General features: G+C 56.6%; 12 protein-coding genes, 1 tRNA gene and 1 other RNA gene. All 14 read right to left on the bottom strand.

Annotated features, from left to right (window positions below):
- Nucleotides 1–80: 80 nt before the first annotated feature.
- The 14 genes from miaA to AC2VLR_RS10330 all read right to left on the bottom strand — a co-directional run bounded on the left by miaA (nucleotide 81) and on the right by AC2VLR_RS10330 (nucleotide 13,660).
- Nucleotides 81–1,019 (bottom strand): tRNA (adenosine(37)-N6)-dimethylallyltransferase MiaA, encoded by a 939-nt coding sequence (gene miaA, locus AC2VLR_RS10395; RefSeq protein WP_486882048.1) that lies wholly within the window; start codon nucleotides 1,017–1,019, stop codon nucleotides 81–83.
- Nucleotides 1,016–2,860 carry a DNA mismatch repair endonuclease MutL gene (mutL, locus tag AC2VLR_RS10390; RefSeq protein ID WP_486882047.1) on the bottom strand — a complete coding sequence of 615 codons (1,845 nt, stop codon included), beginning with the start codon at nucleotides 2,858–2,860 and terminating at the stop codon, nucleotides 1,016–1,018. The genes miaA and mutL overlap by 4 nt, the downstream gene beginning before the upstream one ends.
- Nucleotides 2,857–3,330 (bottom strand): tRNA (adenosine(37)-N6)-threonylcarbamoyltransferase complex ATPase subunit type 1 TsaE, encoded by a 474-nt coding sequence (gene tsaE / locus AC2VLR_RS10385; RefSeq protein ID WP_486882046.1) that lies wholly within the window; start codon nucleotides 3,328–3,330, stop codon nucleotides 2,857–2,859. Before tsaE ends, mutL begins: the two co-directional genes overlap by 4 nt.
- A 15-nt stretch (nucleotides 3,331–3,345) precedes the next feature.
- Nucleotides 3,346–3,801 carry a CBS domain-containing protein gene (locus AC2VLR_RS10380; protein ID WP_486882045.1) on the bottom strand — a complete coding sequence of 152 codons (456 nt, stop codon included), beginning with the start codon at nucleotides 3,799–3,801 and terminating at the stop codon, nucleotides 3,346–3,348.
- On the bottom strand, nucleotides 3,798–5,153 hold the full coding sequence (bioA, locus tag AC2VLR_RS10375; RefSeq protein WP_486882044.1) for an adenosylmethionine--8-amino-7-oxononanoate transaminase: 1,356 nt from the start codon (nucleotides 5,151–5,153) through the stop codon (nucleotides 3,798–3,800). The genes AC2VLR_RS10380 and bioA overlap by 4 nt, the downstream gene beginning before the upstream one ends.
- Nucleotides 5,143–5,991 (bottom strand): NAD(P)H-hydrate dehydratase, encoded by an 849-nt coding sequence (locus tag AC2VLR_RS10370; protein WP_486882043.1) that lies wholly within the window; start codon nucleotides 5,989–5,991, stop codon nucleotides 5,143–5,145. Before AC2VLR_RS10370 ends, bioA begins: the two co-directional genes overlap by 11 nt.
- 2 nt (nucleotides 5,992–5,993) lie before the next feature.
- Nucleotides 5,994–7,211: an ammonium transporter gene (locus AC2VLR_RS10365; protein ID WP_486882042.1), complete on the bottom strand. Its 1,218-nt coding sequence runs from the start codon at nucleotides 7,209–7,211 to the stop codon at nucleotides 5,994–5,996.
- Nucleotides 7,212–7,244: 33 nt separating this feature from the next.
- The gene (gene recR, locus AC2VLR_RS10360; RefSeq protein WP_486882041.1) at nucleotides 7,245–7,844 is read right to left on the bottom strand and encodes a recombination mediator RecR; all 600 of its coding nucleotides are present in this window, start codon (nucleotides 7,842–7,844) and stop codon (nucleotides 7,245–7,247) included.
- Nucleotide 7,845: 1 nt separating this feature from the next.
- Nucleotides 7,846–8,169 carry a YbaB/EbfC family nucleoid-associated protein gene (locus AC2VLR_RS10355; protein ID WP_101538552.1) on the bottom strand — a complete coding sequence of 108 codons (324 nt, stop codon included), beginning with the start codon at nucleotides 8,167–8,169 and terminating at the stop codon, nucleotides 7,846–7,848.
- A 26-nt stretch (nucleotides 8,170–8,195) separates the two neighbouring features.
- Nucleotides 8,196–9,875: a DNA polymerase III subunit gamma/tau gene (dnaX, locus tag AC2VLR_RS10350; RefSeq protein ID WP_486882040.1), complete on the bottom strand. Its 1,680-nt coding sequence runs from the start codon at nucleotides 9,873–9,875 to the stop codon at nucleotides 8,196–8,198.
- A gap of 26 nt (nucleotides 9,876–9,901) precedes the next feature.
- An RNA gene (gene ffs, locus AC2VLR_RS10345) (signal recognition particle sRNA small type) lies at nucleotides 9,902–9,998 on the bottom strand.
- A gap of 182 nt (nucleotides 9,999–10,180) precedes the next feature.
- Nucleotides 10,181–11,191 carry a tellurite resistance/C4-dicarboxylate transporter family protein gene (locus tag AC2VLR_RS10340; protein ID WP_486882039.1) on the bottom strand — a complete coding sequence of 337 codons (1,011 nt, stop codon included), beginning with the start codon at nucleotides 11,189–11,191 and terminating at the stop codon, nucleotides 10,181–10,183.
- Between the two features lie 862 nt (nucleotides 11,192–12,053).
- Nucleotides 12,054–13,277: a Fic family protein gene (locus AC2VLR_RS10335; RefSeq protein ID WP_486882038.1), complete on the bottom strand. Its 1,224-nt coding sequence runs from the start codon at nucleotides 13,275–13,277 to the stop codon at nucleotides 12,054–12,056.
- 292 nt (nucleotides 13,278–13,569) lie between these two features.
- Nucleotides 13,570–13,660, bottom strand: a tRNA-Ser gene (locus AC2VLR_RS10330).
- Nucleotides 13,661–13,664: the final 4 nt, after the last annotated feature.

Genomic DNA, 13,664 nt, shown 5'->3' with positions numbered 1-13,664 from the left:
ACCCTGGTTTACTGGCAATCTCCGGAAATCATCGCCGGAAATCAGCACTGGAGGCACTCCAGAGACATATTTGATCGGCGTCATCTGCATGCAGTGCATAACTCATGGGGAATTTGCTGGCAAATCCAGTCCAGCAAATACGCGGTCGCACCCGCCGCTGAAGGATCCAGCAGAATATCGGCAGTTTCGCGTTTGAACCAGGTATCCTGACGTTTGGCCAGTTGCCGGGTTGCGGCGAGAGCTGCGGCATAGGCATCTTCAGCGCTGTATTGGCCCTCCAGCCAGGCAAAATACTGACGGTAACCCACAGCCCGCAAGGCGGGCAGATCAGCGGCATAATGGCGTTGCTGCAGGGCGATTACTTCATCGACAAAGCCGGTTGCGAGCATGGCATCTAGACGTTGCTGGATGCGCCCATGCAGCCAGGAACGGGGTGAGCGCAGGACGATTTTCCGGAGCGGGCCGGGGAAAGCGCCTTGCCAGTGTCGAGAGGCGCTTAGCGGTGCGCCGGTGTGCTGGATGATTTCCAGGGCACGCTGAATGCGTTGTTGGTCGTTGGATTGGATGCCGGCGGCGGTCTGCGGATCCAGATCCGCCAGACGCTGGTGCAATGCTGGCCAGCCCCGCAGTGCCGCCTCAGCCAGCAATTGTTGACGCATTTCCGGATCAGCAGGAGGCAGCGCATCAATGCCGCGCTCCAGGGCGCGAAAATACAACCCCGTACCACCCACCAGCACAGGGATACGACCCCGGCTGCGGGCTTCGGAAATACAATTCAAGGCATCTTCCCGAAACAAACCCGCTGAATAGGGATCGTCAGGCTCACGGATATCCACCAGGGCGTGGGGATATTGCTGTCGCAATGCTGCATCGGGTTTGGCGCTGCCAATATCAAAATGGCGATACACCAATAGAGAATCGACGCTGATGATGTCTACCGGAAAGTGGTCGGCGATGCGCATGGCCAGATCCGTCTTGCCGCTGGCCGTCGGCCCCATCAGAAACAGTGCGGGAATCATCGCCCGCGCAGAAACAGGCGGTCGAGGTCCGCCAGGGAAAATTGCACCACGGTGGGACGGCCGTGGTTGCATTGTCCAAATCGAGGGGTGGCTTCAAGTTGGCGGAGCAGGCTGTTCATTTCCTCCAGGGTCAGGCGGCGGCTGGTTTTGATGGCTGCCCGGCAGGCCATTTCAGCCAGCACCGGGTCACCCTCAACATCACCCTGCCCCCAGGGTTTTTCTGCATCCAGCAACTCGGCGACCAGTTGCGCATAACTGCGGGGGTCCAGTGAGCGCAGTGCGCCGTGAATGGCCAGGGTACCCGGTCCGGCAATGCTGATATCCAGACCTGCTGCTTTCAAAACCTCCTGATTCTCCTCAAAGCGCGCCAGCTGCGCCGCCGTCACATGCAAATACTCGGGAATGGAAAACTGCTGTTTATCATCAAGTTGGCAGGCCTTTTTCATCTTCTCGTAGAGGATGCGCTCATGGGCTGCATGTTGATCTACGAGAATCATGCCCTCGTGGTTTTGCGCCACGATAAAACGGGCATGGATCTGAGCCAGGGCCTGCCCCAATGGATATTCCGGGCTCAAAGGGCTCTGCTCTTGAGCTTCCAGTGGAGCTTCAACAGTCAGGCTGGCCGCCCCGGGTGCTGTGCCGGTAGCCACCATCTGTTCCCAGTAAGCAGCTGTTTGAGCCTCGCCCACACTGCTTAGAGGCTGTTGGATAGAAGGCGTATAAGTCAGCGGCGCCCGGGCTGCTGCGGCGGAAAAATCCCGACTTGCCGTCACGGCTTGCAGGTTAGGCTGAATGGGGACGGTCACCTGCGGCAAACCCGCGCCCTGCCTGGCAATAATCCTGCGCAGGGTATGAAAGAGAAAATCATGGACTGCACGACCATCCCGAAAACGCACTTCCGCCTTGGCCGGATGCACGTTGACATCTACCTGTTCGGGAGGCAGGTCGAGATACAAAACATATAAGGGGTGCCGGTCCTGAAACAACACATCCTGATAAGCTGCCCGCAAGGCATGGCTCAGCACCGGGTCACGCACCGGGCGACCATTGACGAAAAAGTACTGTTCATCGCCCCGCGCCCGATTGTAGGTGGGCAAGCCCAGCCAGCCCCGCAAAGACAGATCACGATCGCTTTGCTCCAGATACAAGGCATTGGCCATGAAACCTTCGCCCAGAACGGCAGCCACCCGCGCCGCGCAGGCAGCGGAGTCATGGGCTGCGGGGAATTGCACCAAACTGCGATCATTTTGCAGGAGTTGAAAAGCTACCGGGAAATTGGCCAGGGCAATCTGCCGAAGTACTTTCTGGACCCGCGACAACTCAGCCGCAGGCGAACGCAGGAACTTGCGACGTGCAGGCACGTTATAAAACAGATCAGCCACCCGTACCGTCGTGCCCGGCGCCCGGGCTGCGGGCTCCGAACGAATTTGCTCGCCGCCATGAACCGCGATCCGCGCCCCTTGTCCCAAATCACGGGTTCGGCTCAGAATTTCTACCCGCGCTACCGAAGCGATGGCGGGCAAAGCCTCGCCGCGAAAGCCCATGGTCTGGATAGCCTGCAAATCCTCCCAGCTGGCTACTTTGCTGGTGGCGTGGCGCTCCAGGGCCAGAGGGAGATCTTCCGGGTTAATGCCCGTGCCATCATCTTCCACGCTGAGCATATCCATACCGCCTGCCTGAAGATGAACGGTAATGCGGCTAGCCTGAGCATCCAGACTGTTTTCCAGAAGCTCTTTGAGAATGGAAGCGGGCCTTTCGACAACCTCACCAGCGGCAATCTGGTTAGCCAGGGTAGCGTCCAGGCGCTGAACTCTGGCAGGAGTACGGGCCTCAGCACTCATGTCTGACGCCCAGCTGGATCAGGCAAACCCTGCAACCAGGCTGCGGCCCGGGGATTGCCCGCTTTGGCTGACAGGCGATGCGCGGCATCGGCATGAATATCCAGATTCAGCTGCAAATCCGGGGGGGGCAAATGCCCTTCGCCCTTTTCCGGCCATTCGATCAGCCATAAGGCCGGGCTTGCCAGATAATCACGGATACCAATAAATTCCAGTTCTTCCGGATCATTCAGTCGGTACAGATCAAGATGATGGGCCAGCCCGGAGTGCGTGTCATAGCTTTCGAGCAGGGTATAGGTCGGACTTTTGATGGACTGGGTGACTCCCAGGGCACGGAGCATGCCCTGGGCCAGAGTGGTTTTTCCGACTCCCAGATCACCTTCTAGATAAATCACGGCAGGGACCTGAATACGCCGAGCAAGCTCAGCCCCCCAGGCCTGACAGATGCGAGCGCTGGAAAAAATCCAATCCATCAGTCAATAAAATGCTCAGGACCGCAACAGATGCCGGAGAATATCAGAGCGGGTGATGATGCCCAGCAATTTCCCTGCCGAGTCCACGACGGGCAGGGCGTGTACTTCCTTGCGCAGGAGTTTTTCCGCTACATCATCCACAGACTCATCAGGTCCTGCCGTGACCACCTTGGTTGTCGCCAACTGCGCAGCAGTCACTGCTGTCGCCTTGCGCAATTCTTCCTCGTATTCATGCATACCCCCCAGAGGGATCAGTCCATCGAGAATGGTCAGCATGGTGGGGAGGTGGACCTCGCGGTTGGCATCAATCAGATCCCGCTCGCCGATCATGCCGACCAGGTGCCCGTCAGCATTGACCACCGGAATGCTGTGATGCCCTGACTGCAAGAGGATTTTACCGACATTCTTCACAGAATCTTCCGCCTGCACCGTAGTGGCTGCACGGGTCATGATTTCCTGAGCCGTCGTCATTGTTTGTTTCCTTCCGCCATGGCGTCAAATAATGTTTGGAGAATAGTGTCTATTTCCGCTGCTGTCACCGACAGAGGGGGAACAATGGTCAGCAAATCCCCCAAGGGGCGACTATAGACCCCCATTTCCCGGGCACGTTTGCACACCATGTATTCTACCCGCTCACCATAGGGATAAGCCGCGCCCGTAGCCGGATTGCGCAAAGGAATGGCCGCCATCAGACCAAATTGACGGGGGTCGCCAGCCCAGGCTTGGCCGCGAAATCGCTCCAGTCCTTTCTGTAGTCTGGCGATTTTTTCCGGCAGCTCACTGAGTAGCGAGTCCTCGGCAAAAATGTCGAGATTTTCCAGAGCCACCGCACAGGCCAAAGGATTGGCCGTAAAAGTATGTCCGTAATAAAACTGCCGGGCCTCGCCAAAAGGCGCAAGAAAAGCCTGATAGATTTTTTCTGAGGCCAGGGTCGCGGCAATGGGCAGATACCCGCCACTCAAGCCCTTGCCCAATGCCAGCAGGTCCGGTTCAACCCCTTCCCTTTCGCAGGAAAACAGTTTGCCGCTGCGCCCAAACCCGGTCGCCACTTCATCCACAATCAACAGCACATCATGGGCATTACACAACTGTTGCGCACCTTGCAGGATTCCCGGAGGAAAAGGCAATATGCCTGCCGCCCCCTGTACCCCCCCTTCCAGAATCAGCGCGGCAATATCATCTTTTTCCGCCCTCAACAACGCTTCCAGGGCTTGTAACCAGAGCCTCGCAGCGGCTTGGCCATCGCCCTGGCACTGTTCCCATTGTAAAACATAAGGACTGGGCAGCCGCCGGGTCGGAAACAGCAAATTGCCATACACTTCATGAAACAGTGGAAATCCACCCACCGAAACCGCGCCTACCGTGTCGCCGTGATAGGCATTATCCAGGGTCAAAAAAAGATGCTTTTGCGGTTGCCCGATATTGACCCAGTACTGAGCGGCCATTTTGATGGCCACCTCCACGGCTTCGGATCCATCTTCGCTAAAAAAACAGTGCTGCAGAGACTCCGGCGTACAGTCCACCAGTTTTTTGGCGAGCCGTATGGCCGGGGGATTGCTGGCACCCAGACTGGTGCTATGGGCCACTTTGCCGAGTTGTTCCAGCAGGGCGCGATCCAGGCGCGGATGACGATGACCATGCACATTGCACCAGAGACTCGCCACCGCATCGAGACAGCGCTCACCATCCATATTATACAGATAATGCCCTTCGGCCCGGTCAATGATCCAGGGATCATCATCGCCATAACATTGCATCTGGGTGAAGGGATGCCAGAAATAACGGCGATCCCAGGCTTTCAGCATTTCTGTATCAGACGTCAAGAGACTTCAACTCCTGTAGGACATAAGGCACGGCGTTGAGAATATCGCGGGCCAGCAGGCTCTCGGGACCTAGTTGGCGGGCGGCGCGATCGCCTGCCAGGGCATGAACAGCCACCCCGAGCAGCAGGGCTTCATGAGGAGGCAAGCCTTGGGCCAGCAGACCTGCCAGCAGCCCGGTCAGCACATCGCCACTGCCGCCGGTGGCCATACCCGGATTTCCCCAAGGACAATAACAGCAATCCCCTTCTCCCCGCAAAAGGCTGTGCTGCCCCTTCAATACCCAGTATCCGCCATAGCGGGATTGTAGTGCCTGGATGGCTCCCAGGCGATCTGCCTGAATCGCAGCGCTGTTGTCCAGCCCCAGCAAGCGGGCGGCTTCCCCCGGATGGGGCGTAAACAGGCGAATGGCTTCACTGCACAAAAGGGAGGGACCAAAGCGCGCCAGAATATTGAGAGCATCCGCATCCCAGACCTGAGGACAACTGAGCTGACCCAGTTCGCGCAGCATGTCATGAGCGGCCAAACCCTGCCCCAAGCCGGGGCCTGCTGCCAGCACGGCATTTTTGGGCAAAGCGGCAAAGCTGGCAGGCCAGTCCCACCAGGTCGCCTCGGGAAGTTCTGCAGCCAGATAGGGAACAGCTGCAGGATGTCCGACAGCCGTTACCAGTCCTGCGCCTACTCGATAGGCCGCCGTAGCGGCCAGGGCCAAGGCCCCACCCATCCCCGGCGCTCCACCGAGCACAAAAACATGACCAAACTGGCCCTTGTGCGCGTCTAGAGAGCGCCGGGGCAAGACTGGCAACTGCTCCAGCGTTAATGCCGCACAAGCATCATCCATGTTCAGGCCCTCTCGATATCTTCCTCAGGATACGCGCTGACATGATGAATACTCAAATCCGGACCGGCATACTCGGCTTCAGCATCGAGACGAATGCCAATGAACGCCTTGATGGTGCCGTAGACAACAGCACTGCCAACCAGGGCGATCAGCACCCCCAGACTGGTCCCCAGAAGTTGGGACCAGAAACTGACCCCCCCGGCGCCACCGAGCATTTTCAGACCAAAAATGCCGACGGCCAGCCCCCCCCAGACGCCGCAAACCCCATGCAGGGGCCAGACCCCGAGGACATCATCCAAACGCAGACGATGTTGTACGAAAGTGAATAAATACACAAAAATGATCCCGGCAATGGCACCAATAGCCAAAGCGCCGATGGGTTGCACCACATCAGACCCTGCACAAATGGCCACCAGACCCGCCAGGGCGCCGTTATGCACAAAACCGGGATCGCCCTTACCCACCGCGAGCGCCGCCAGCATACCGCCCACCAGAGCCATCAATGAGTTCAGGGCCACCAGCCCCTGTACCTGGGCCAGTTGCTGGGCGCTCATGACGTTAAAGCCAAACCAGCCAATAATCAGTATCCACGAACCCAACGCCAGAAAAGGAATATTGGAGGGAGGCATGGCATGGATGCTTCCATCCTTGCCATAGCGGCCCCGCCGGGGTCCCAGCAACCACACGGCCATCAGGGCCATCCAGCCGCCCATGGCGTGGACCACCACCGAGCCGGCAAAATCATGAAAAGGAGCCCCGAAAGTCTGGGTAAACCAGGCCTGAACCCCATAATTGTTGTCCCAGACAATGCCTTCATAAAAGGGATATACCAATCCCACCAGAAAGGCCGTTGCCAGCAACTGCGGATAAAAACGGGCACGTTCGGCAATACCGCCGGAAATGATGGCTGGCACCGCTGCCGCAAAGGTCAGCAGAAAGAAAAAACGCACCATTTCAAAGCCATGATCACCGGCTGTCAGGGTATGGACGTTCCCGAAAAAGCTGATGCCGTAGGCAATGTGATAACCGATAAAAAAATAGACAATGGTGGAGATGCCGAAATCACTGAGGATTTTCACCAACGCATTGACCTGACTGCGGCGGCGCACGGTGCCCAGTTCCAGAAAAGCAAAACCGCCGTGCATGGCAAACACCAGAATGGCGCCCATCAGTAAAAAGAACACATTACCGCCCGGAGGCGTTACTCCTGTAGCCAGCATCTGACAGCTTCCTCTCTCAAGTGGTTATTTTAACTATTCATCCAACAGGCGACGTCCATGCATCGCCCGTCCGAGGGTACCGCGATCTACATATTCCAACTCGCCACCCACCGGCACGCCGTGGGCAATCCGACTGATGGTGATGCCGGCGGGGACCAGCTCCGCTAAAAACTGGGCAGTGGCTTCGCCTTCAAGGGTGGGGTTGGTGGCAAATATCACTTCCTGCAAGCCCGTTTCTGCCAAACGCTGGCTGAGGCGATCTAGGTGCAGGGCTTCTGGTCCGACACCATCCAGAGGGGATAAATGCCCCATCAGCACAAAAAAATCGCCGCTGAACACCCCGGTATCTTCTATGGCACGCAGGTCTGCCGGAGACTCCACGATACAGAGCACGGAGTGATCGCGTTGCTCACCCCGGCAAATACTGCATAAAGGTGCTTCACTGAGGTTATTGCAACGCTCACAAAAACGCACCGCCGCATGGGCGCGCTCCAAGGCCGCTGCCAGTTGGGGCAGTAGATGACGTTTGCGCACCAGGAGGTCATAGCAAATGCGCTGCGCAGAACGCGGCCCGATACCGGGAAGGCGCCTTAACAGCGCCTCCAAAGCCTCCATACTCGGAACATCAGCCATCTCAGAAAGGCAGGTTCATGCCCGGAATGCTCATCCCGCCGGTCACTTCCGACATGCGCTCGGCACTGACTTTTTCGGCATTGCGCACGGCATCGTTGACGGCTGCCGCCACCAGATCCTCCAACATTTCCTGATCATTGTCGGCCAGCAATGAAGGATCAATGCGGACCTTGCGGACATCATGGCGACAGGTCATGGTCACTTCGACCAGATTACCCCCTGCGTGCCCCTGTACTTCAATGTGGGCCAGCTCTTCCTGGGTTTTCTGCAGGCGATCCTGAAGTTGCTGCGCCTGCTTCATGATATTTCCCAAACCACCTTTCATCGTGCACTACCTCCCTGTAAATGGTATCAATGTTCAGAAACCGCTTGATCCCGGTCCCTGAAAGTAATGGATTCTACCTGAACACCCAAGACTTCGGTAAATTGCCGGATGCTGGGATCGTTGGCCACCCTCGCCTGTGCTTCCTGCATCCGTGCCGCAATCCGGGCCTCTTCCTCGGCAATCAGACTCCCCACCCCGCTTTCCTCGGTCAAAGCCGCAATGCTGAGTTGCGGCGCCTGACCAAAATAATCACTCAACGCCTGCAGAATGCGAGCCTTCTCTTTAATGATAAAAGCCAAATAACGTGGCTCGATCAATAAATCCACTTTCTCGGCAGCGCAGCGCAGGGCCTGGCCGTGACGCAGTTGTTCCTGCAGAAGTGGTGACAGCTTCAAGGCGGGAATCATGTCGCGCCAGGAAACTGCCGGGCTGGCGGATGAGGACAGCGCATCGTGTTGCATTTGCGGGGCGGGTTCGCGGACCTGGTCCACAACCTGCGGCGCTGCGGACTGGAATTTTGGAGTTGATTGCGCTTGTTGTTCTGCTGCAGCTTGATCAGCGTCCTTGCCTTTTTCTGGAGCGGACTCCGGTTCAGGGGTGGACTGCGGCGGCGGAGCCTTTGCTCCCGTTAAAGAAAAGCTCAGCACCCGCAAAAAAGCCATTTCCAGCGCCATGCGCTGGTCGGGATAAAGCTGAAAATCCCGGCGTGCCGAAAGCAGCAGGGCATACCAGGATTGCAACATTAACGGATTGATTTTATCACGGAGCTGCTCCACCAGTTCGGCATCTTCGCTCTCAGTCGCGAGGGGCACAAACTGCGCCAGACTCAAACGATGGACGCCTTCAATCAAGCGATCCAAAAGTCCGGCGGCATCCAGACCTCGTGCCAGATGATCGTCGACCAGAGCAAACACCTGCCCGGCATCCTGGGCAATCAGGGCGGCAATGATGAGCATGATGGTATCGTCACCGCTACGCCCCAGCATGTTCAAGACACCCTCACGGCGCACCGCTCCGCCACCGTGAACAATGGCCTGATCGAGTAGGCTGAGGGCATCCCGCAAACTGCCATCAGCGGCTCTTGCCAATATCTGCAAGGCCGCATCTTCAGCCGCAACTTTTTCTGCCGCCATGATTTGCTGCAAACGCCCCTGAATCTGGGGTATATCCAGCCTGCGTAAATTGAACTGCAGACAGCGGGACAAAATGGTCACCGGCAGTTTCTGGGGATCCGTGGTCGCCAGCAGAAATTTGACATGCTCCGGAGGTTCTTCGAGGGTTTTCAGAAGGGCATTGAAACTGTGGGTAGACAGCATATGCACTTCATCGATGAGGTAAATCTTGTAGCGACCGGCGACCGGCGCGTATTGCACATTGTCGAGCAATTCGCGGGTTTCATCCACCCGGGTGCGGCTGGCGGCATCCACTTCCAGCAGATCCACAAAATTACCGGTGCTGATACTCTGGCAGGCGCTGCAGACGCCGCAGGGTTGACTACTGACCCCCTGTTCGCAGTTCAGACATTTGGCCAGCAGTCTTGCCAGCGTGGTTTTGCCGACCCCCCGGGTACCCGTAAACAAAAACGCATGATGGATGCGTCCCGAGTCCAGGGCGTGTCGCAAAGCGGACACCACTGCTTCCTGCCCCACAAAATCGTCAAAATGCTGGGGTCGCCAGCGTCGGGCGAGGGCTAAATATCCACTCATGGAGAAACACAAAATTGGGAGGCGACGCGAATCAGCCACACCCCGGCACCTGGATTGCCGGCTGCCGCTGCTCCCTTCCGGGCCTGACGGGGTTCACCAGCTACCACTGCGAGGGGACCGATTGTTGTCGCCATAGTAAACCTGAAATTGTCCGGTAAGGGACGAGAACAGACAAAAAGTGCAACACTCACCTTTGCACCCACAAGTCGCGAAAGTATCAGAACCATGCCGGGGGATCAATAAGGACCATGACTTTGCGCTGCTGATCGATAACCCCGTAACCAGCACTCACGAGATCACCATGCCTATTTTCTGAATCCTTGGAGAATGCTGTACAGCATGGCGAGAAAGGTCAGTGACCAGGCGGTCAGGGCCAGAAAAAAGAAAACCCGGCCCAGTGGATCCAGAAAAACCAGATGCATGCTTCGCGCCATATGCAGCGTGGCCAGACCATACATACCCACGGGAAACACCATCGCCCAATAGGAAGCATCATAACGCAGCGGAAATTTGCGGATGCCATAACGCCAGAAGCCAAGGATCAGCAACAAGGGTATCCACCAGCTTCCACCTGCCCAGTAAAACAGGGTGAAGCCTTTGATGAAAGGCAGCAAGGGCTGCAAATAGGGGGCGGACTCGCCATTGAGGACCAACAGTGATCCTGCCAGGGTGGAAATAGCCATGGCACCCATATTGCTCCAGTAGGAGGAATGCAGATGCTCAGGTATAAAGTCCATAAAAATCATCCGATAAAAAATCAGGGTCATGACCCAGATATAAAGCATTCCGCCCAAAAGCCAGAGACTCAGGGCGATAAAATCAAATTCGGCCCTGGGCAGAAAAGCACAGCGGGCATCCAGCAACAAAATCAAAACCGCAATGGATTGGGGCGCAATAATGTGGAGCAGCCAACCCCCGGAAATCCCTTCGGCCAATCCAGGCTTATGGGGGTGCGTAACAAAGCGGGCCAGCAGTCCGTAATTCAAGGCCAGATACAGTAGTGTCGCCATTCCTAAAAGGATTGTTGCCGGAACAAGATCATTTTCCAGAATAATCAGTTGACTACCGAGCACCGCCGTAGCCGCAACCATGGTTAAAAATCCGGAGCCTTTGAGAATGGCGGAGAAATCCGCCAGCATCTCCGGCGCATAACGGTACAAACGCCAGAAATTCAACAGCCAGAGCACTGCGTAAAAAATGACATTCAACCAAAGCAGGGTTTTTGCCAAAAGCATGACATGGAGCAGCCCCGCCGATATGGAAATGACGCCCGTTCCCATCACCAGCGTAAAATAGGCCGGTGATAAATGCGCCAAGCGCTGATCTATCCTTTTGATTTGTTGATAAAACACTATTCAGCAATCCATTTTATGGGCTAAGCCAACATGCAGCCAGTATATCTGTGTAGTCAGGATTCTTCCCAGCCTTGGCGAACGACACCAAAACTCATGGGGCTAGCACCCTCTTCGGCCGACGCCAGCGATACAGTAACAAAGGAAGCAGGATCATCATACCAATAATAACGAGCATGTCCGGTGCGTGGAGGCTGTCATTAATGGGATGAACGTCCTCTTCTCCCCAGTGGAGGCATGCCCGGTGAGCTGGCAGTGCGCATCCTTGGCAATGCGGGCATTGCGGCAGAGGTCTTTGAAAATGTGCCGGGAGCATGATCAGGCCTTCGTCTTTGAAGGCAAGGAAAAACAAGGCAACCATGTGGTGGCGTCCTGCCAGATCAGGGTGGCAAGGGTGGGACAGAACGCGTTATGGTGTCACACATTTCGCACTACCATAAAGATTATAACACATATTCTAGTTGAATCTTACGTCCGATTCCAGCACATTCTGGCCGTCCCGAGCTTTCAGCGCTTCCAGCTCGGCAGTAGGGCGATTCACCCGCTGTGTGCTAAGGTCGATTCCAAGGCAGACAGTTTTTTAGTGGCCCAGATCACTGGGGGGTACAGCAGAGTGCCGACCTACTTAATTCCGTTCCAGCAAACTCTTGGTGTCTGCTGGGGGCCCAATATAGCTCAACACTGTCCATGGTACCCGCCGCCGGTTGGTCGGCTCCTTGTGCGTATATTATCTCGGATGTCGAGTTAGGGGCTGTAGTTACCCACCACCTGGAATCAGCGCGTGAGCGATCTGGACGGTAAAACACACCTACCGCCCGCTCTCGTCTCAGTCGGTCTTCTCTGGAAACAGTCCGGGCATCCAGCGTGACGCGAGCGTTGCAGGAAAGGCGAGGTGCAGGGGTGCTCGCGTACTCTCGGACGTGACTACGCCCTGGCCGATAAGGGCGGAAACGATGCGGCGGGCCTGACGCTCGCCGGTCCCGACGATGGTGGCAACCTCGCCGCGCGGCAGCTCGCCACGATAGAGCAACGCTTCGAGGATATTGTTAGCCTTGGGCGGCAGCCTGTTCAGGCGCATTTCCTCGTCGGCCCAGGTGAGGATGCGCGCGCGAAGCTGGTCGGGTTGCATCAGCCTTTCCATAAATTTCACCTGATCAATGCAGGTGGTCAGGAAGAATGCGGTAAAGGCGGCGAGATTTTCTTCGCTGAGATTCCCCCGCCCGTCGAGAGCGTTACGACGCATTTCGTCGCAGGCAGCGAGGTGGCTTTTGTATTCGTTAACGTTGCGAGCGAGCCCCCGCGCAATCGACCAGACCGCGCCGGTATCGAGCGTATCCAACAGCGTGGCATGCGAAACGAGGCGTGCGACGCGACCGTTGCCGTCCAGGAATGGATGAATCCATACCAGACGATGATGCGCCGCTGCTGTGGCGATAATGGTCTCCGATTTGCCGAGCTTCGCATAAACCTCCTCGTAGCGCTTGAGGAAACGCGGTACGGCCGATGCGCTGACCGGGATATGTCGGCCGACCTGCACGTCACGCTGGCGCAGTTCACCTGGGATGACCCTGATCTTCTTTTTGGTTTGGGGGTCTTCGACCCACAATAGTTCTTCGGGCAGATGTTCGCAAAAGCGCCCGTGGATTTCGACGATCGTCTGGGTTGTCGTGGCAGGAGCCTTAAGCCCGCCGGTGTCGAGCCAGTGCTGGACAGCGATATGTGCCTTGGCCTCAAGCTGGAGGTCGCGCTTCTTGGCATCCTGACTGTAATCGTCCTTGAGCGCGCGCTCGATGTCGATCGGGTGGGTGTCGTGGCCCTCGATGAGGTTGCTGTAATAGCAATTCATCGCCCGCACAAGGGTAGCAAGTGAACTGAGCAGGCTATCGGGTAGGGAGCGACGAAAGCCGGTACTCCTAACGGCCAGCTCGACCGCCAAATCGGTCAGTGCCGCCCGATGCCTGGAACCAACCCCGATCAACAACGGCTCCATGGCCGAGATGGCCTCGCCACGATAGTTGGCCGCTGTAGTGTCCGCGTGCTTATTGGTCATATCTCATTATGTAACAACATATTGGTTCAAAGCAATCTGACAGAAAGGCCGCTTTGAAGTCCAGTTCCCTGTCCGATTGTGTGAATCTTTGGACCGGCTGCAGCAAATGCACAATCTCAGCGACGAACAAACCGAATGCCAGATTCGGGTTCGCCTCAGTTTTCAGCGGTTTCTGTGAATCAACCTGGAAGAAGAGATGCCCGATTCAGAAGCGGGTTGGCAAGACCAAATGTAAGACCAGAGAAAAATAAAGAAAATAAATACGCTATATCATTTAGTTGATTGTATTTATTGGCGGAGAGGGTGGGATTCGAACCCACGGTACCCTTTTGGAGTACACAGCATTTCCAGTGCTGCACCTTCGGCCGCTCGGTCACCTCTCCTGAG

This window comes from Acidithiobacillus sp. TH-A117 (assembly GCF_057473465.1).
Note: the sequence above shows the minus strand (reverse complement) of the source record. Positions and strands in the feature narration are given on the sequence as shown.